15 protein-coding genes are annotated in these 17,661 nt (G+C 72.7%); 14 read left to right on the plus strand and 1 reads right to left on the minus strand.

Annotation, left to right across the window (positions count from 1 at the left end; genetic code table 11):
- The first annotated feature begins 215 nt into the window (after positions 1 to 215).
- The 12 genes from ACVBD7_RS15365 (at position 216) to ACVBD7_RS15420 (ending at position 15,433) form a co-directional block, all read left to right on the plus strand.
- Positions 216 to 911 carry a Fe2+-dependent dioxygenase gene (locus ACVBD7_RS15365; RefSeq protein ID WP_458094104.1) on the plus strand — a complete coding sequence of 232 codons (696 nt, stop codon included), beginning with the start codon at positions 216 to 218 and terminating at the stop codon, positions 909 to 911.
- Positions 912 to 997: 86 nt separating this feature from the next.
- Positions 998 to 1,360: a hypothetical protein gene (locus tag ACVBD7_RS15370; protein ID WP_458094105.1), complete on the plus strand. Its 363-nt coding sequence runs from the start codon at positions 998 to 1,000 to the stop codon at positions 1,358 to 1,360.
- An 86-nt stretch (positions 1,361 to 1,446) separates the two neighbouring features.
- On the plus strand, positions 1,447 to 2,187 hold the full coding sequence (locus ACVBD7_RS15375; RefSeq protein WP_458094106.1) for a hypothetical protein: 741 nt from the start codon (positions 1,447 to 1,449) through the stop codon (positions 2,185 to 2,187).
- 86 nt (positions 2,188 to 2,273) lie between these two features.
- The gene (locus ACVBD7_RS15380; protein WP_458094107.1) at positions 2,274 to 3,962 is read left to right on the plus strand and encodes a methyl-accepting chemotaxis protein; all 1,689 of its coding nucleotides are present in this window, start codon (positions 2,274 to 2,276) and stop codon (positions 3,960 to 3,962) included.
- 97 nt (positions 3,963 to 4,059) lie between these two features.
- Entirely contained in the window at positions 4,060 to 4,611 is a 552-nt protein-coding gene (locus tag ACVBD7_RS15385; protein WP_458094108.1) for a chemotaxis protein CheW, read from the plus strand.
- Positions 4,604 to 6,112, plus strand: a complete 1,509-nt coding sequence (locus ACVBD7_RS15390) for a CheR family methyltransferase (protein WP_458094109.1) — start codon at positions 4,604 to 4,606, stop codon at positions 6,110 to 6,112. Before ACVBD7_RS15385 ends, ACVBD7_RS15390 begins: the two co-directional genes overlap by 8 nt.
- Complete coding sequence (locus ACVBD7_RS15395; protein WP_458094110.1) at positions 6,113 to 6,706, plus strand: chemotaxis protein CheW; 594 nt, start codon at positions 6,113 to 6,115, stop codon at positions 6,704 to 6,706. It begins immediately after the preceding gene.
- A gap of 5 nt (positions 6,707 to 6,711) precedes the next feature.
- Positions 6,712 to 8,382 carry a methyl-accepting chemotaxis protein gene (locus tag ACVBD7_RS15400; RefSeq protein WP_458094111.1) on the plus strand — a complete coding sequence of 557 codons (1,671 nt, stop codon included), beginning with the start codon at positions 6,712 to 6,714 and terminating at the stop codon, positions 8,380 to 8,382.
- A gap of 13 nt (positions 8,383 to 8,395) precedes the next feature.
- Positions 8,396 to 10,672 (plus strand): response regulator, encoded by a 2,277-nt coding sequence (locus ACVBD7_RS15405; RefSeq protein ID WP_458094112.1) that lies wholly within the window; start codon positions 8,396 to 8,398, stop codon positions 10,670 to 10,672.
- A gap of 30 nt (positions 10,673 to 10,702) precedes the next feature.
- A complete protein-coding gene (gene cheB / locus ACVBD7_RS15410; protein ID WP_458094113.1) occupies positions 10,703 to 11,806 on the plus strand; it encodes a chemotaxis-specific protein-glutamate methyltransferase CheB in 1,104 nt (367 codons plus the stop codon).
- Positions 11,807 to 11,819: 13 nt separating this feature from the next.
- Positions 11,820 to 13,568: an ATP-binding protein gene (locus ACVBD7_RS15415; protein WP_458094114.1), complete on the plus strand. Its 1,749-nt coding sequence runs from the start codon at positions 11,820 to 11,822 to the stop codon at positions 13,566 to 13,568.
- The gene (locus tag ACVBD7_RS15420) at positions 13,565 to 15,433 is read left to right on the plus strand and encodes a response regulator (protein ID WP_458094115.1); all 1,869 of its coding nucleotides are present in this window, start codon (positions 13,565 to 13,567) and stop codon (positions 15,431 to 15,433) included. The genes ACVBD7_RS15415 and ACVBD7_RS15420 overlap by 4 nt, the downstream gene beginning before the upstream one ends.
- Positions 15,434 to 15,449: 16 nt before the next feature.
- Here the strand turns inward: ACVBD7_RS15420 and ACVBD7_RS15425 are convergent, their stop codons facing one another.
- Entirely contained in the window at positions 15,450 to 15,665 is a 216-nt protein-coding gene (locus ACVBD7_RS15425; RefSeq protein ID WP_458094116.1) for a hypothetical protein, read from the minus strand.
- A gap of 256 nt (positions 15,666 to 15,921) precedes the next feature.
- Between ACVBD7_RS15425 and ACVBD7_RS15430 the strand changes: the two genes are divergently transcribed.
- Positions 15,922 to 17,043, plus strand: coding sequence for a TRAP transporter substrate-binding protein (locus ACVBD7_RS15430; RefSeq protein WP_458094117.1), 1,122 nt, complete (start codon positions 15,922 to 15,924; stop codon positions 17,041 to 17,043).
- A gap of 59 nt (positions 17,044 to 17,102) precedes the next feature.
- The gene (locus tag ACVBD7_RS15435; RefSeq protein WP_458097712.1) at positions 17,103 to 17,651 is read left to right on the plus strand and encodes a TRAP transporter small permease subunit; all 549 of its coding nucleotides are present in this window, start codon (positions 17,103 to 17,105) and stop codon (positions 17,649 to 17,651) included.
- Positions 17,652 to 17,661 lie beyond the last annotated feature (10 nt).

Here is a 17,661-nt window from a genome sequence, read left to right on the forward strand (position 1 = left end):
CACGTCCTCGGGGGGCGGCTCGGGCGCGGGAATGGCCTCGGGCGGAATGGCCGGGGCCGCCGGGCGCGCCTCCTCGGTGGCGGAGGGCTGCGCGCCGGCAGGCGGGACCGGGGCCCCCGCCAGGGCAAAGGCACCCACGCCCAGCCAGAGCCGCAGCGGGCCGAAACGGACCGGACCACTCCCCATAGGTATTCCTCTCTGGCACGCTGCGAGCGATGATCGTTTGCATCCCCTATGTGCTGCCGCCCGGCCCGCTCGGCAAGCTGCGCGCCCTGCTGGCCGGGGCCGCCTTCGGCGATGGCGGCGCCACCGCCGGCTGGCACGCCCGCGGCGTGAAGAGCAACGAGCAGGCCGACCTGCTGGACCCGCTGGCGCGGGAGGCCGGCGAGATCGCCGCGGCGGCCCTGGAAGCGAGCGAGGTGTTCCGCGCCGCCGCCCTGCCCCGGCGCATCCGCCCCTTTCTCTTCGCGCGCTACGCCCCAGGCGGCACCTACGGCACCCATGTGGACGATGCGCTGATGGGCGGCGGCGCGCCGTCGGACCCGCGCGGCGAGGCGCCGTTGCGGGGCGATGTCGCCGTCACCCTCTTCCTCTCCGACCCCGCGACCTACGAAGGCGGCGAGCTGGTGATCGAGACCACGGCGGGGGAGATGGCCGTGCGTCTCGGCGCCGGGGAGGCGGTGGCCTATCCTGCCGGCACTCTGCACCGCGTGGCGCCCGTCACCGCCGGCGAACGGCTGGTCGGGGTGACCTGGGTGCAGAGCTTGGTGCGGGACCCGGCCGCGCGAGAGATCCTGTTCGACCTCGATACCGCGCGCCGCGACCTTTTCGCGCGGGAGGGAAAGTCGCGCGCCTTCGATCTTCTGGCCAAGTCCCGCGCCGCCCTACTGCGGCGCTGGGCCGAGACCTGAGCGGCACGAAACGGCATGCCAGGATACGCATCCCAAAGCCGCGCGGCACCCTTCCGCCTGTGCCTCTGCCTTCCCAAATCCAGCCTATGAAACGCGCCCTTCTGCTTCCCCTCCTCGCCCTCTCGGCCTGCGCGGTCGGGCCCACGATCAACGAGCGGCTTTCCACCTTCGTCGGCCGGTCCGAGTTGGATCTCGTGTCCACCCTCGGCGTGCCGACTCGCAGCTACGAGACCGGCGGCCAGAAATTCCTCCAGTACGAGGAGAGCCGCACGGTTGCCCTGCCCGGCGGTTTCGCCGGCGGCGCCTGGGGCCCCTACGGCCGCGGCTTCTATGGCGGGTTCGGCGGCTTCGGCGCCACCACCTACGCCCCCGTGCAGTGCGACGTGACCTTCGCGCTGCAGGGAGGCCGGGTCTCCGCCTACACCTTCCGCGGTCAGGGCTGCGCCTGATGGAACGCGGCGCTGCCCGCTTGCCGAACCCTGTCCTGCTCCCCGGATTGGCTCCGGGGCGGCAGGACCGCTATAGGCAGGGAAGCATGCGCCGCCTCCCCCTCCTCCTCACCCTCGCAGCCCCGCTGCTGGCCCTCCCCGGCCCCGTCCTTGCCCAGGGTGGCATGGGCGTTGGCCGCAGCGCGCCGCCGCCCAGCGCCGGCCCCGCCAGCCGGCCGCCGCCGCCTGCCCTGCCGGGCCTAGCGAACCGCCGCGCGGCGGAGCCCATCCCGGCCGAGACGCCGGCCATCAATCTTTCCCCCAACGACGCGCTGTTCGACGCCGTGAACCGCGGCGACCTGGGCGCGGCCCGCGACGCGATGGCCCGCGGCGCCGACCTGAACGCGCGCAACCAGCTCGGCCTCACCCCGGTGGACGCTGCGGTGGACCAGGGGCGGAACGAGATCGCCTTCTACCTTCTCTCCGCCCGCGGCAGCGCCGGCAGCGGTCCCCTCACCGCCCCCGCCGAGCCGGCCCCGCCCCCGGCCGCCGCACGCCGCGGCCGCGGGCGCGAGGTGCCGCCCGCAGTCGCCCGCGCCGCGGCCGAGGAGGGCGAGGAAGCCGTCCTGCGCCCGTCCGGCCCGCTGAGTTCCCCCCCTCGCGGCGGGGATCGCGCGGGCTCCGCTGGCCCGGCCACGCCCGTGCGCGCGCGGCTCTTCGCCGGGGATGGTGGCTCGCCGCGTCCGGAGGTCGGGTTCCTGGGCTTCGATGCCGGGCGTCCGGCCGGTGCCGAGCCGCTGCCCGAGTACCAGCCGCGCCCCGCGGCGCGGCGCAGCCGCCGGGGCTAGGCGCCCGGCTTGTCCGGGCACGATTAAAGGGGCGTCAATATCGGTCGGGCATGCTGCGCGGTATCGCAGTCGTGAAAGCCCGCCCCATGCCCCGATCCGGCCCCAAGGCCACCCTGTCCATCCGCGGCAAGCTGCTCGCCGCCTTCGGACCCATGTTCCTCCTGTTCCTGGTGCTGGGCGGCCTCTCGGTCCTCCAGCTCCGCCTCATGAACGGCGCGACCCGCGAGATCCGGGACAACTGGATGCCCGCGATGGTTACCATCGCCGAGATGAAGCTGCTGGTGAGCCGCGAGCGCACCAATGCGGCGCGCATCATGGCCACGGAGGATCCGGCCCAGCGCGTGGGCGTCCTGGCGGATCTCGCGCGCTGGCAGAAGGAGGTGGAGAACACCTCCCGCACCTATTCCGGGATGATCCGCTCGCCCGAGGAGCGCGCGCTGTTCGAGGCCTATCAGGCCGCCTACCGGGCCTATGGCGAGTTCACCGCCCCGCTGCTCCAGTCCGGCGCCACCCCTGCCGCCATCGCCCAGTTCAATGGCGAATCCGTCCGCAGGTTCCGCGCGGTGGTCGAGGCGCTCGACCGCTCGGGTGTCCATGCCAAGGAGGGTGCCGGGGATGCCGGCGAGCGTTCCGAGGCGATCTATGACCGCGCGATCTGGATCGTCCTTGGCACCGTCCTTCTTGCCGCCATCCTCTCGGCCGTCAGCGTCGCCTGGCTGGCGCGCAGCGTCGGCGGTGGCATCCGCGGCCTCTCGGCCACGATGCTTCGCCTCTCGCGCCGGGACTACGGCTTCGACCTGCCGGAGGCGGCGCGCAGGGACGAGATTGGCGAGATGGCCCGCGCGGTCGGCACCTGCCGGGACGGGCTGCGCGAGGCCGATGCGCTGACCGCCGCCCGGGCCGAGGAGGAGGAGGCCAAGGCCGGCCGCGCCGCGCGCGTGGATGCGCTGCTTCGCGACTTCGAGGCGGAGGCGAGCGAGGTGCTGCGCGGCGTGGCGGCGGCCTCGGTGCAGCTGGACGCGACCGCGGGCGAGATGGCCGGCACGGCGCAGGATGGCGTGGCGCGCGCCACCTCGGTCGCCGCCGCCTCCGAGCAGGCGAGCGCGAATGTGCAGACTGTCGCGGCTTCCGCCGAGGAGCTGGCCGCCTCCATCGCCGAGGTGTCCCGCCAGGTGAACAGCTCGGCCGAGGTGGCCCGCCGCGCGGCCGATGACGCGCGGGCGACGGACGGCGCGGTGCAGGGTCTGTCGGAGGCCGCGCGCAGCATCGGCGACGTGGTGCGCCTGATCAACGACATCGCCGGCCAGACCAACCTGCTGGCGCTCAACGCCACCATCGAGGCGGCACGGGCCGGCGAGGCAGGGCGGGGCTTCGCGGTGGTGGCAAGCGAGGTGAAGACGCTGGCTGCCCAGACCGCCAAGGCGACCGAGGAGATCGGCAGCCAGATCGCGGCCATGCAGGGCGAGACGGAGCGGGCGGTGCAGGCCATCGGCGGCATCGTGCGCACCATCGAGGAGATGAACGGCATCACCACCCAGGTGGCCGCCGCCGCGGAGGAGCAGACGGCGGCGACCCGCGAGATCGGGCGGGCGGTGGCCGAGGCAGCGTCCGGCACACAGGACGTCTCGCGCCACACCGCGGGGGTGACAGAAGGCGCCGAGCGCACGGGCCTGGCCGCCAACCAGCTCCGCACCGCCTCCGGCGAGCTTGCCCGGCAAGCCGAGACTCTGCGTGGCCGCGTCGACGGCTTCCTCAGCGAGATTCGCGCCGCCTGAAAACCGAGGGGGCGCCGGGATCGGGCGCCCCTTCCCTCGCCGGCTTGGCCGACGCCACGGCCCCGTGTTACCGCCCTCGTTCCACACGAGGACGACGATGGCCGCGCCGCCCCGGATTCAGGAGCCCATCTCGGGCGCGCTGATTCTCTTTGCCCTGGGCGGAACAGCGCGGACGACGCTCTGCGCCCTGCCGCGCGATTCCGTGCGCGCCCTGCTGCCCCTGCCGCGGCTGGACACGCCGCCGGGCCTGCCGCCGCCGCTGGCCGGTTTTCTCAACCTTGGCGGCACCGCCGTGCCGGTGGTGGAACTGGCACCCCTCCTCGGCCTGCCCGCGGGTGAGCCACATGCCTATCGCCACCTCATTCTGCTCGACCGTCCCTCCGGCCCGCCTGTCGCGCTTCTGGTGGACCGGGTCGCCGATGTGCTGCCGCCCGGCCAGCCGCTCCGCGTGGCGGAAGCCGGGCTCTCGGTCGCGGAGGTCGTCACCGGCGCGATCGATGCAGGGGGCAGCACCGCGCATCTTCTCGATCCCGCCCGGCTGCTGCTGACGCAGGAGGCGGCCGTGCTCGACGCCCTGGCCCGCCAGGCCCAGGAGCGGCTGGCGCGCTGGGAGGCGCCGGAGGCGGCCTGGCCGGCACCGCATGAGTGATCTGGGCGACGGACGCGCCAGGGATGCCGGCTATGCCGAGCTGAAGCGCCTGATCATCGCCCGCACCGGCCATGCCTATTACGAGGACAAGGATTCCGCCCTGTGGGAGCGGGTCCGTCCGAGAATCCGGGCGACGGCGGCGGGGGACGCCGCGGGCTACGCCGCCCTGCTGCGCCACCCCGTGCAGGGCGAGGCCGAATGGGCCGCGCTCGAGGACGCCGTCACCATCGGGGAGACCTTCTTCTTCCGCGATGCCGGGCAGTTCGCTGCCCTCCGTGACACCATCCTGCCCGGGCTGATCGCCCGGCGCGCGTCCTCCAGGCGGCTGCGGATCTGGTCCGCCGGCTGCTCCACCGGGGCGGAACCCTATTCGGTCGCCATCCTGCTCCGCCGCCTGCTGGGCGCCGAGCACCGGGAGTGGAGCATCTCCATCCTCGGCACCGATATCAGCGAGGCGGCGCTGGAGGCAGCACGGGCAGCGCGGTTCAGCCCCTGGGCGCTGCGCGGCATGGAGGCGGCCGCCCGTGCCGAGGACTTCATCTCGGTGGAGGCGTCCTTCGGGGGGAGCCAGTCCTGGCAGCTCCGCCCCGAGCATCGCGGCACCCTCCGCTTCGAACGGCAGAACCTGCTGGGACTGCTGGATGGCAGCCTGCCCCTGGGCATGACCGGATTCGACCTGATCCTGTGCCGCAACGTGCTGATCTATTTCGAACGAAATCGCGTGCCGGCGCTGGTCCGCGCGCTTGGGGAGCGGCTGGCACCCGATGGCTGGATGCTGCTCGGCCATGCCGAGCCCGACCCTGCCTTTGGTGCCTTCCTGCGGCCCGTCGCCCTGGCCGGAACGACGGCTTGGCGTCCCTATGCCCAGGAGGCAGTCCCTACGACCGTCGGTCCGGCGTCCTTCCCGTGGGAACTCCCCGAACCGGTCCGGGAGGGGGCCGCGCCGACCGCGCGGGCTGCGGCCCCCTCCGCGCGCGGCGAGCTGCCCGGCCCCGGGCCCCGGATGGAACCCGAACCGGCACCCCGCCCCGCCACGCTCCCGCCCACCGCTCCCCGCCCCGATCCAGCCATCGAGGCCGCGGGCGCCGTGCTCGACCGCGCCCGGGCGGAGGCGGATTCCGGGGCGCTGGATTCCGCCCGGGCCATCCTGCGCGACGGCCTGCACGCCCACCCGACCTCCGCGCCGCTGCACCTGCTGGACGGGCTGGTCGCCCGCGCACTGGGCGAGGCGGCGGTGGCCGAGGCGGCGCTGCGGCGCGCCCTCTACCTCGACAGCGGCTTCGTCGCAGCGCACTACCAGCTTGGCCTTCTGCTGCTGGACCGCGGCGCGGCCGAGGCGGGGCGCCGTAGCATCTCGAACGCCGCCCGGCTGGCGCGCGCCCTGCCCGCCGGGGCGGTGCTGGAGGAGGGAGACGGCATGACGGCGGCCACCCTTCTCGGCCTCGCGCAGCAGCATCTCGGCCAGGGCCAGACAGCAGGTATCGAAGGGAGGGCCAGCTAGGTGGCGCTGCGCTTTCTGCCCGATCCCGGCATCCTCGGTGCCATCGATGACGACCGCGCGGCACGGCTGCTCGATGAGCGAGCCGAGGTGCTGGCCCGGCGCGGCGCGCCCGAGCCGCCCGTGGCGCCCCCTGTCCTCGTCCTCGCTGTCGGCGCCGAGACCTTCGGCATCCCGCTGGACCGCGTGGCGGAGGTGCTTTCCGCCGAGCCGCCATGCCCGCTGCCCGGCAGCCCGCCCACGGTGCTGGGCCTGCGCGCCCGCGCCGGGCGGCTGCACGCGGTGCTGGATCTGGCGGCGCTGCTCGGCCTCCCGGGCGGGCAGGCCGAAGCCGGGCATGACATCCTGCTGCGGCCGCTGCCCGGCGCACCGCCGGGGCGGCGCCTGGCTCTGCGGGTCGGGCGGGTTCTCTCGGCGGAATCGCCCGTGCCCCTGCCGCCGGACCGCGCGCCGGCCAGCCCGGGCGGTGCGGTCGCCTTCCACGCCACCCTCTCCGCCGCGGAGGGGCAGGAAGCCCCCATTCTCGCGGTGCTCGATATCGACCGCCTGCTGCGTCCCCTCGCCGTCCCGACCCCTCTCCCCGACCCCGGAGCCTGACCCGCGTGTCCATTACCAATCGCGCCCTGCTGGGCTTCGTGACGCTCACGCTGCTGACGCTTCTGCTCGGCCTCTGGGGGCTCGATCAGTTCGAGACGGTTCGGAACGCCAGCCGCATGGTGGCCACGCGCGACAGCACCGTCACGCGGCAGGTGAGCGACCTGCGGGACGGGCAGATCGAAATGCGCGATGTGCGGGCGAAGATGATGATCGCCTATCTCGGCCGCCACGCCGCGCCGGGGACGATGACGGGACCCGTCCCGATTCCCGAATGGCAGCGCGTAAGCGCCGCTACCACCTCTCGGCTGAACACAGCCCTCGGCGCCGCGCAGACCTTCGCCGCCCAGGCCATCGCGGCCGACCGGAGCGCGGCGTGGCAGCGCGTCGTCGTCTCGCTGAACGAGGTCGGCACCACCCTCGCCCGGCACCGCGAGCGGGTGGAGGCGAAGCTGCGCTCAATGGAGGCGGACGACCTCCCAGCGGTGTTGGCGGCCGAGCCGGGCGTCGCCACCAGCGCCGCCGAACTGGACGGCTCCGTGACGCGAGTGGAGGAGGCGTTGGAGCGCCTCTCCACCGTCGGCCAGCAGCGGGTGGATCAGATCACCGATGGCGCGCGCACCCTCATCCTCGCGGGGCTCGGCGTCGCGGTGCTGATCGCCGTTCTCGTCTCCGTCCTCGTGCGCCGGGCCATCGCGCGGCCGCTGGAGGCGCTGATGGAGTTTGTCCAGCGCATCGGCCGCGGCGAGCTGGCCGGGGTGGCGGCGCGCGAGGGGCGCGACGAGTTCGGCCGGCTGGGTGCGACGCTGAACGCAATGGTGGAGAGCCTGCGCGACCTCGCCCGGCAGAGCCGGGACGCGACGCAGCAGCTGGATGCCTCGACCGCCGAGATCCGCGCCAGCACGCAGGAGCAGGCGGCGAGCGTGGAGGAGCAGCTGGCGGCCGTGCAGGAGACGGCGGCCACCGTGGACGAGATCACCCATTCCGGCGCCCAGATCGGCAAGCGCGCGCAGGAGGTGATTGCCGCTGCCCAGGCCACCGTGCGCACCAGCGATACGGGCCTGCGCGCCGTGGAGGAGACAGTGCGCGCGATGGACAACATCCGCGAGCAGGCGGAGCGCGTGGCAGAGAACATCGTGGCGCTGAGCGAGCGCACCCAGGCGATCGGCGAGATCACCGCAACGGTGAACGACATCTCCGAGCGCAGCCATCTTCTGGCGTTGAACGCGGCGCTGGAGGCCGCTGCCGCCGGCGAGGCCGGGCGCAGTTTCGCAGTGGTGGCCTCCGAGATGAAGTCGCTCGCCGACCAGGCGAAGGAGGCGACGGCGCAGGTGCGCGCCAATCTCGGCGACATCCAGCGCGGCATCAACGCCTCCGTGATGCTGACCGAGGAGGCGGTGAAGCGCGCCGCTGCCGGGCGCGACCGCACGGCGACCACGCATGAGACGATCCGCGAGATGACCGCCCGCGTGCAGGAGGCGGTGCAGACCTTCCAGCAGATCGTCGCCAGCACGAACCAGCAGCAGCTGGGCATCGAGCAGGTGATGGGCGCGCTGACCAACATCCGCCAGGCGAGCCAGCAGACCGCCGCCGGCACGCGCCAGCTCGATCAAGCCGCGGCGAACATGGCCGGGCTGAGCCAGGGGCTGGTGCGGATCGCCGAGCGGTACCGGCTGTAGCCAGGGCGCGCCCGTGTCCGACTTCCGCGCGGAGCTGCTGGCCGCCTTCGCCGCCGAGCACCGCGAGCACCTGGTCGCAATTCGCGAGACGCTGCTGGCCGAGGACGGCGCCGGCGGCGTGACGCTCGATGCGCCCGCGATGCGTGAGGTGTTCCGCCGCGCCCATTCGCTGAAGGGCGCCGCTCGCGCTGTGGACCTGCCGGCGCTGGAGGCGGTCGCGCATGCGGTGGAGACGCTGCTCGCGCAGGCAATGGAGGCGGCGGCCGGCGGCCCCGCGCCTCTGGACCCACCCCGCCTCGCCCTGCTGCATCGCGGGCTGGACGCAATCGAGGCCCAGGCCTCCGCCATGGCCGAGGGCCAGGCCCCGCCGCCGGTCGAGGCCGTTCTCGCCGCGCTGCGGGCGGCGACCGCGCCAGGGCAGGCCGCAGTGCCGGCGCGGGCCGCAGCCACGCCGCCCGAGCCCGCGCCCGCGCCGGCCGAAACGGGATCCGGCCAGGCAGGCCCGGCCACCACGCCGGCCGTTTCTGCTGTCGGCGAAGGCTATTTGCGCGTGGAGGCGTCGCGGGTGGAGCGGCTCTCCGCCGCACTTTACGGGCTGAAGGGGCTGATCCAGCGCGGCGACTCCACCGCCGCCGGGCTGCGCGGGGTGGAGGCAGAGCTGCGCGCGCTTCGCCGGGGCTGGGAGGGGCTGCGCGCGGCCTTGCCGGTGGATCCCGCCCTCGCCACCCGGCTTCGCGGCTTCGAGGCCGCACTGGGGGAGGTGACGCGGCGGGTTGCCGGCCTCTCCCGCCAGGGCCGCGCGATGGAGGACGCGTTGGACCGCGCCGCCCTCACCCTGCGCGAGGAGGTGGAGGCGATCGCCCTGGTTCCCGCCGGCACCGTGCTCGGCCCGCTGGCCGCCGCGGCGCGGGAAATGGCGCGCGAGGCCGGGCGGGAGGTGACCGTCCGCACCGAGGGGATGGAGGCGCAGGCCGAGCGGCGCGTGCTGCAGGCGCTGAAGGATCCGGTGCTGCACCTGCTGCGGAACGCCCTTGGCCATGGCGCCTATCGGCGGCCGGCGGCGGAGGGGCGCGCCGAGATCGGGCTGCGGGTGGCGGCAGGCGATGCCGGGCTGGTGGTGACGGTGTGGGACAACGGGCCGGGCCCCGATCTCGCCGCCATTGAGGCAACTGCCATCCGCCAGGGCCTGCTGGCGCCCCGTTCGGCCGGAGCGCCGCCGCCGCCGGCCGACGCGCTCCTCGCCCTCGTCTTCGAGCCGGGCTTCTCCACCGCGACGGAGGTGGACCGCCTCTCCGGTCGCGGCATGGGGCTCTCGGTTGTGGCGCAGGCCGCGCTGGCCCTGCATGGCGGGGCCGCCCTGCGCCCCCATTCGGCATCTGGGCCGGGCGGCGTGGGGGCGGAGGTGGTGATCGCCCTGCCTCCCTCCACCGGGCGACGCTCCCTGGTGCTGGTCGAGGCGGGTGGGCAGGTGCTGGGACTGCCCGGCGGCACTGGGCTGGTCTCCGTCGGGCCGCTGCTGCGGCTGGATCCGGCCGCCCTTACCACCGCCGAGGGGCGGCCGGTGGTGCGGCTGGTGCTGGACGGCGCCTCGGCGCTGGTGCCGGTCGCCCATCTTGCCAGCCTGCTCGGCCGGCCGGAGGACGCGCAGGAGCGTCTGGCCGAGGGACCGGTGCCGGCGGTGCTGCTGTCGCGCGGGGGCGCGCGGCTGGCGCTGGCGGTCACAGCCCTGCGCGATGCCCGCAGCCTAGTGGTAACCGAGGTGGACGCTCCTGGCCTCGACACCACCCTGGTTTCCGGCGCCGCCCTGCTGGAAGGGGAGGCCGTCGCGCTCGTGCTGCGGCCGGAAGGACTTCTGGAACGTGGGCTGCGCGAGGCCAACCGCACGGTCGCTCCCCGCCCCGCCCCGGCCGCGGCGATGGGGCGGCGCCATGTGCTGGTGGTGGACGATTCCATCACCACCCGCACGTTGGAACGCAGCATCCTGGAGGCCGGGGGTTACCGCGTGACCCTGGCCGTGGACGGGGTGGACGCGCTCAACTCTCTGCGTGATCCCGGTGCGACGATTGACCTCGTCCTCGCGGACGTCGAAATGCCCCGCATGGACGGGTTCGGACTTGTCGAAGCGATCCGGGCCGATCCCTACCTAGCGGGGCTGCCGGTGATTCTGATGACCTCGCGCGACAGCCCGGGCGATGTGCAGCGGGGCATGGAGCTGGGCGCGAGCGCCTATCTGACGAAGCAGGGCTTCGATCAGCACGCGCTGCTGGCCGCCATCGGCCAGCTGATCTGAGACCGAGCCTTGACCGGATCCTCTGGCGCGATGCCCGCCCCCGTCCGTGTGATGATCGTCGAGGACAGCGCCGTGGTGCGGCAGCTCCTTGCCCATATCGTCTCGCGCGATGCCCGCCTCCGCCTCGCCGCCGCCGTGCCCTCGGCCGAGGAGGCAATTGCGGAGCTGGAGCGGGTGCGACCCGACGTGATCTCCATGGACATTCGCCTGCCGGGGATGGACGGGCTGGAGGCGACGCGCCGCATCATGGCGGAGCGGCCGACGCCGATCGTGGTCATCGCCGATGCGGTGGAGGAAACCGGGCTTCGCATCTCGATGAACGCGCTACGGGCGGGCGCGCTCTCGGTGGTGGAGAAGCCGCTCGGTCCCTCCCGCGAGGGATGGGAGCGGGTGGCGGAGTCCATCTGCACGCAGCTCTACATCATGAGCCAGGTGCCGGTGATCCGGCGCCGCCCGGCGGGCCTCGGCTTTGGGGTGGCCGGCGGTGCCACAGGCAGCCCCGCGCCCGGTGCGCTGGCAGGCTCCCAGTGGTTAGCGGCGCCGAGGACGCGCCCGGCCCTGCTCGGGATCGCCGCCTCGACCGGCGGGCCGCCGGCACTCGCGCGCGTGCTGGGGGCATTGCCTGCCGATTTCGCCGTGCCGGTGCTGCTGGTCCAGCACATGGGCGCGCCCTTCATGGAGGGCTTCGCGGCTTGGCTCGACGGATTGGTGGCGCCCCGTGTGCAGATCGCCCAGGATCGTGCCATTCCGCGCCCTGGCCATGTCTATGTCGCGCCCGGCGACCGGCACCTGGCCATCACCGCGGGCGGGCTGATGCAGGTGAGTGAGACGCCGCCGGTGGGCGGTCAGCGCCCTGCGGCGGATGTGATGTTCGCCAGCATGGCCCGCCATCTCGGCCCGCGCGGGATGGGAATCCTCCTGACGGGAATGGGCGAGGACGGGGCGCGCGGCCTGACCGCCCTGCACGAGGCCGGTGGCCTGACCCTGGCCGAGGACGAGACGACCGCCGTGGTGTATGGCATGCCGGCGGCCGCCGCGCGGATGGGCGGGGTTTCGGCCCAACTACCGCTGGACCTGATAGGGCCGCGGCTTCTGAAGGCCACCAGGCCCGATGCCTGGACTGAATCCCAGTGATAACGGAGCCATCTTGAGCGCAGAGGCGGCATGGCAGGACGGCGCGGCGGGCGAGGCCCCGCGGATCCTGCTCGTCGAGGATTCCGAGACCCAGGCCCTTCAGCTCCGCCGGATGCTGGAGGCCGAGGGATTTTCCGTTTCGCGCGCCGCCACGGCCGAGGCGGCGCTGGACGGGCTGAACGGCCCCCTGCCTGCCCTTGTCATCGCTGACTACCACCTGCCCGGGATGAATGGCGACGAGCTGGTGCGCCGCATCCGGCTGAATGTCCGCGCCCGCGCCTTGCCCGTGCTGATGCTGACTGACGCGCCGGACGGCGCCGAAGGCGGCGAGCTGGAGCGGCAGGGGCTGGAGAGCGGCGCCGACGCCTATGCGCCGAAATCGGCGGGGCGGGAGCTGATCCTGCTGCGGTTGCGCGCGCTGCTTCGGCGCGGCGGCGACGAGGCCGATTCCATGCCGGATTCGCCCGGCGCCGGCTTCCGCCGCGCCCGGCTGCTGCTGGTCGATGACAGTCCGACGCACCGGCTGTGGCTCTCCTCCCTGCTGCGCGGCGATGGCGATAGCGTGGAAGCCGTGGGCACCGCCGGCGCCGAGGCCGCGGCCACCCGCGCCGGCGCCTCCGGGGAGCCCTGGGATGGGGTGCTGGTGAATCTGGCCGGACTGGGGCCGGAGGGGTTGGCGCTGTGCCGCCGCCTAGATTCCGTGCGCGCGCGCGGCGAGGGCGGAGACTTCCGCATCGTCGCGCTGGAGGGTGCGCGCTCCACCCCCGCCGCCGCTTTCGAGGCCGGCGCCGACGACGTGCTGCCGGCAGAGGCCGGGGCGGAGGCCATCCGGCTGCGGGTGCGCGCCCTGGTCCGCCGCAAGCTGCTGCGCGAGGAGAACCGACATATCGAGGGCGCCATGCGCGAGCGCCTGCGGGAGGTAGAACGCGCCCGCGCCGAGGCTGCCTCCGCCGAGGCGCGCGCTGCGCTCGCCGGCGCCCTGGCGCGTGCCAACACCGAACTGGAGTCGACCAACCAAGCGCTGCGCGACACCCAAGGCAAGCTGGTTCAGGCGGCCAAGATGGCCTCGCTCGGCGAGCTGGTGGCGGGCATCGCGCATGAGATCAACAACCCGCTCGCCTTCATCCTGGCGCATCAGGGCACGGTGACGCGCCTGCTGGCCCAGGTGGGGCCGCGTGTGGCCGGCGATGCCGAGGCGGCGCGCGCCGTGGAAAAGGCATCGGCACGGGCGGAGTCCATGACGCTCGGTCTGCGCCGCATTCAGGAGCTGGTGCTGAACCTTCGCAAGTTCTCCCGCCTCGACGAGGGCGGCGCTCAGGAGGTGGATGTGCCGGAAGCCATCGGCACGGTGCTCGTACTGCTGACCCACAAGCTTTCCGACCGCATCGTGGTGGAGCAGGAACTGGCGGCGCCGCGCGTCCTCCACTGCTCCCCGGCCCTGCTGAACCAGGTGGTGATGAACATCGTCGGCAACGCGGCCGATGCGATCGCGGGATCCGGGCGAATCCGAGTGGCGACGCGGCTGGAGAACGGGGACTACGTCATCGAGGTGAGCGACAGCGGCCCGGGCGTGCCAGAAGCCATCCGCGCGCGCATCTTCGAGCCCTTCTTCACCACAAAGCCGGTTGGGTCCGGCACGGGGCTCGGCCTGTCCATCGCCTATGCCGTGGTAGAGGCGCATCACGGCGCGATCCTGGTGGATGACGCGCCGGATGGCGGCGCGCGCTTCACCATCCGCGTGCCGGCGGAGGGCACGGGGTGAGCATCGTGCTCGACAGACAGCGGGCCACCATCCTCCTCGTCGATGACGAGGCGGAGATCCTCACCGCGTTGACCGACCTGCTGGAGGATGAGTTCGAGGTCGTCTCGACCACCCGGCCGGAGCGGGCGCTGGAAATGCTGGCGGATGGGCTGGACCCTGCCGTCATTCTATCGGACCAGCGCATGCCCGGGCTGACGGGCGACGCCTTTCTCGAGCGCGCCCGCGCGCATTCGGACGCTGAGGCTCTGCTGCTGACCGGTTATGCCGAGCTGGATGCGGTGGTGGGCGCGGTGAACCGCGGACGCATCGCGGGCTATGCCGCCAAGCCCTGGGAACCCGCCGGGCTGCTGGCCATGGTCGCCGCGGCACGGGACCGCCACGCCCTGCGCCGCGCGCTGGAGACCGAGCGCGCGTTGATGCGCGGCCTGCTGGAGAACCTGCCCGACCAGCTCTGCTTCAAGGACGCCGAGGGCCGTTTCCTGCGGCTGAACGCGACGAAGGCGGCGGCGCTGGGGGCGACGGTGGAGGCCTGCCTCGGCCAGCGCGAGGACGCCTTCCTGGATACCGAGGCGGCCGCCCGGCTGGCGCGTGCGGAGCGCGCGGCCATGGCGGAGGGCGCGGTCTCGGAGCTGGAGGAGCGGCCGGGGCCCGAGGGCATGCCGCGCTGGACGCAGGTGACCCGCGTGGCGCTGGGCGGCGGTGTGCTGGTGACCATTGGGCGCGACGTGACGGAGGCCCGCCAGATGGAGGCGCGGCTGCGCCAGGCGGACAAGATGCAGGCGCTCGGCACCATGGCCGGCGGCGTGGCGCACGACTTCAACAACCTGCTGACCGCCATCCTCGGCAGCCTGCAACTCGCCGGGCGGCGGGTGCCGGACGACGAGTCGGGACTGAAGCGGCTGCTGCGCAACGCCACCATGGCCGCGGAGCGGGGATCCTCCCTTACGCGGCGGCTGCTATCTTTCTCACGCCAGAACGAATTGTCGCTGAGCTCGGTCTCGGTGAACCGCCTCATCCTGGGCATGGGGGACCTGCTGGCCCGCACCCTGGGCGGCACCGTCGCAGTACGGCGGGAACTCTCGGCGGATCCGGGCACTGTCATGGTGGATTCCGGGCAGCTGGAGCTTGCCCTCCTCAATCTCTGCATCAATGCCAGGGATGCGATGCCGGCTGGCGGCACCATCACCCTCGCCACCGGGAATGCCGTTCTCGGGGCCGAGGAAGTGCCGGAGCTGCCGGCGGGAAACTATGTCTGCGTCACGGTGGACGATTCGGGCTCGGGAATGACGCCGGAGGTGCTGGCCCGGGTCTTCGAACCCTTCTTCACTACCAAGGAGGTCGGCAAGGGCACCGGCCTCGGCCTGCCCATGGTTTATGGCCTGGTACGGCAGTCGGGCGGCGGAATGACCATCGACAGCACGCCCGGCCTTGGGACGCGCGTGTCCCTCTATCTGCCTGCCGGCGGTGCGGAAGCGGCGCGGGAGGCGGGCGACGTGCAGGAGATCGCCCCGGCCCAGGATCCCGTGCGGGTGCTGGTGGTGGATGACGACGCCACCGTGCGCGAGGTGACGGCCGGCTTTCTCTCCGATCTCGGCCACGACACGGTGGAGGCGGACGACGGCCTGTCGGCGCTGCATGTCCTGGAGGGCGATCCCTCCATCCGGTTGATGGTAGCGGACTTCGCCATGCCGCGGATGACCGGTGCGGAACTGTCTGAGCGGGCGCGCGCGATGCGGCCGAACCTGCCGATCCTGCTCGTGACAGGCTATGCCGAACTGGCCGGTTTGGCGGCCGATATTCCGGTGTTGCACAAGCCCTATCGCCAAGCCGATCTGGCAGAGCAGGTCGCGGCGCTGCTGGCCTGAGCCCCGGCCGGGCGCCTCAGCTGCCTGGCGGCAGCTCGGCATGAACGGACATGGCGGCGCCGGCCAGGGCGGCGATCTCGCGCAGGGCGGCGATGGTGAGCGGCACCTGGGTCATCGCGCCATCGGCCCCGTGCAGGTGCAGCGCCACGCCGGAGGGGCTTTCCAACAGGGCGGCGGAATGGACGGGCCGCAGGATGGCGGGCTGGGCCGAGCGGGTCTGGGACAGGAGCATGGCTGTCGGTCTCATCCTGAGAGGTCGCCGGATCTTCCGGCCCGGTCAGTCTCCACATCGATCATGAACGGAGGGTGAACGGATGCGCGCGGTTTGCGCCTGGCTGCACCGTTCCCTGGCCCTCTCGCAGTATGACCGAGCCGTAACCCGCCCCCGGCCTCTCGGGGGCGCGATGGGCGCTAGGCAGCGAGGGCCCGGAGCGTTAATGGCGGAATGAGCGCCCGCAATGACGGGCCGCGAGGGAGCTGAACATCCGATGAACCGACGCCGTTTCGTCGCGGGCGCGCCTCTGGCCGCCGCGGCCGTTACCACGCTCGCCGCCCCTGCCATTGCCCAGCCCGCGCCCGAGCTGCGCTGGCGCATGGCCTCCTCCTTCCCGAAAAGCCTGGACACGATCTATGGCGCCGGGGAGATCGTGGCGAAGCGCGTGGCCGCGCTGACGGACGGCAAGTTCCAGATCCGCACCTTCGCCGCCGGCGAGATCATGCCCGCCTTTGGCACGGTGGATGCCGTGCAGCAGGGCAATGTCGAGTGCGCCCATACCGCGTCCTACTACTTCGTCGGCAAGGACCCGACCTTTGCCTTCGATGGCACCGTCCCCTTTGGCATGAACTTCCGCCAGCTCAACGCTTGGCTGAACGCCGGCGGCGGGCATGAGGTGATGCGCGAGTTCTTCGAGGGTTACAACATCGTCTCCCTCCAGGCCGGCAACACGGGCGCCCAGATGGGCGGCTGGTTCCGCAAGGAGATCCGCACCGTCGATGACCTGAAGGGGCTAAAGTTCCGCATCGGTGGCTTCGCCGGCAACGTCATCCAGAAGCTCGGCTCCGTGCCGCAGCAGATCGCGGGCGGCGACATCTACGCCTCCCTCGAGCGCGGCACGATCGACGCCGCCGAGTGGATCGGCCCCTATGACGACGAGAAGCTCGGCTTCAACCGCGTCGCGCCCTACTACTATTACCCGGGCTGGTGGGAGGGCGGGCTGAACCTGTCGCTCCACATCAACAAGGCGAAGTATGACGAGCTTCCGACGCTCTACAGGGAAGCCCTGACGAGCGCCTGCCGCGATGCGACTGTCGAGACGATCGCCAAGTACGACGCGCAGAACCCGCCGGCGCTGCGGCGCCTGCTGGCGGCTGGCACCCAGCTCCGCGCCTTCCCGCGCGAGGTGATGCAGGCCTGCTACCGCGCGACCTTCGAGCTGTATGACGAGACGGCGGCCGCCAACCCGCGCTTCAAGAAGGTGTACGATCACTTCAAGGCGTTCCGCGATACCCAGCTTCAGTGGTTCCGGGTGGCCGAGAACTCCTATGACAGCTTCGTCTACCTGATGCAGGCGCAGGAGCAGCAGCAGCAGGCCAACCAGCCGCGGCGCTGAGCCGGAACGGTAAGCGGGCCGCGCCCCCGGGGTGCGGCCCCTGAGAATGTGGAGTGACGATGAAGCCCCTGCTCACCTTCAGCCGGGTCGTGGATGATCTGAACGCCCGGATCGGCCGTCTGGCCGACTGGATGACGCTGCTGGCCTGCGCGATCAGCGCGGGCAACGCCTTCGTGCGCTACGGCGTGTCCTACTCCTCCAATGCCTGGCTGGAGGTGCAGTGGTACCTCTTCGCCGGCATGGTCATGCTGGGTGCCAGCTACACGCTGTTCCGCAACGAGCATGTGCGGGTGGACATCGTCTACGGCAATCTCGGCGAGCGGGCGCGGCTCTGGGTGGATATCCTGGGCATCATCGTCTTCCTGATGCCGGCGATGATTCTGCTGGCCTGGATGACCTGGCCCTTCTTCCTCGACAGCTGGCAACGTGGCGAGGGTAGCCAGAACGCGGGCGGCCTCATCCGCTGGCCGGTCAAGCTCATCCTGCCGATCGGCTTCGCGCTGATCGCGCTGCAGGGCCTGTCTGAGCTGATCAAGCGCATCGCCCTGCTGCGGGGCTTGCGGCCCGAGAGCGACGCGGTCGTCGCCTATGAGCGGCCGCTACAGTGAACCACCGGAC

This window comes from Roseomonas sp. WA12 (assembly GCF_054165765.1).

Excerpts from the sequence above, each read along its gene's own strand:
- ACVBD7_RS15365 (WP_458094104.1), top strand. The coding sequence starts at position 216 with ATGATCGTTTGCATCCCCTATGTGCTGCCGCCCGGCCCGCTCGGCAAG.
- ACVBD7_RS15370 (WP_458094105.1), top strand. The coding sequence starts at position 998 with ATGAAACGCGCCCTTCTGCTTCCCCTCCTCGCCCTCTCGGCCTGCGCG.
- ACVBD7_RS15375 (WP_458094106.1), top strand. The coding sequence starts at position 1,447 with ATGCGCCGCCTCCCCCTCCTCCTCACCCTCGCAGCCCCGCTGCTGGCC.
- ACVBD7_RS15380 (WP_458094107.1), top strand. The coding sequence starts at position 2,274 with ATGCCCCGATCCGGCCCCAAGGCCACCCTGTCCATCCGCGGCAAGCTG.
- ACVBD7_RS15385 (WP_458094108.1), top strand. The coding sequence starts at position 4,060 with ATGGCCGCGCCGCCCCGGATTCAGGAGCCCATCTCGGGCGCGCTGATT.
- ACVBD7_RS15390 (WP_458094109.1), top strand. The coding sequence starts at position 4,604 with ATGAGTGATCTGGGCGACGGACGCGCCAGGGATGCCGGCTATGCCGAG.
- cheB (WP_458094113.1), top strand. The coding sequence starts at position 10,703 with ATGCCCGCCCCCGTCCGTGTGATGATCGTCGAGGACAGCGCCGTGGTG.
- ACVBD7_RS15425 (WP_458094116.1), bottom strand. The coding sequence starts at position 15,665 with ATGCTCCTGTCCCAGACCCGCTCGGCCCAGCCCGCCATCCTGCGGCCC.
- ACVBD7_RS15430 (WP_458094117.1), top strand. The coding sequence starts at position 15,922 with ATGAACCGACGCCGTTTCGTCGCGGGCGCGCCTCTGGCCGCCGCGGCC.
- ACVBD7_RS15435 (WP_458097712.1), top strand. The coding sequence starts at position 17,103 with ATGAAGCCCCTGCTCACCTTCAGCCGGGTCGTGGATGATCTGAACGCC.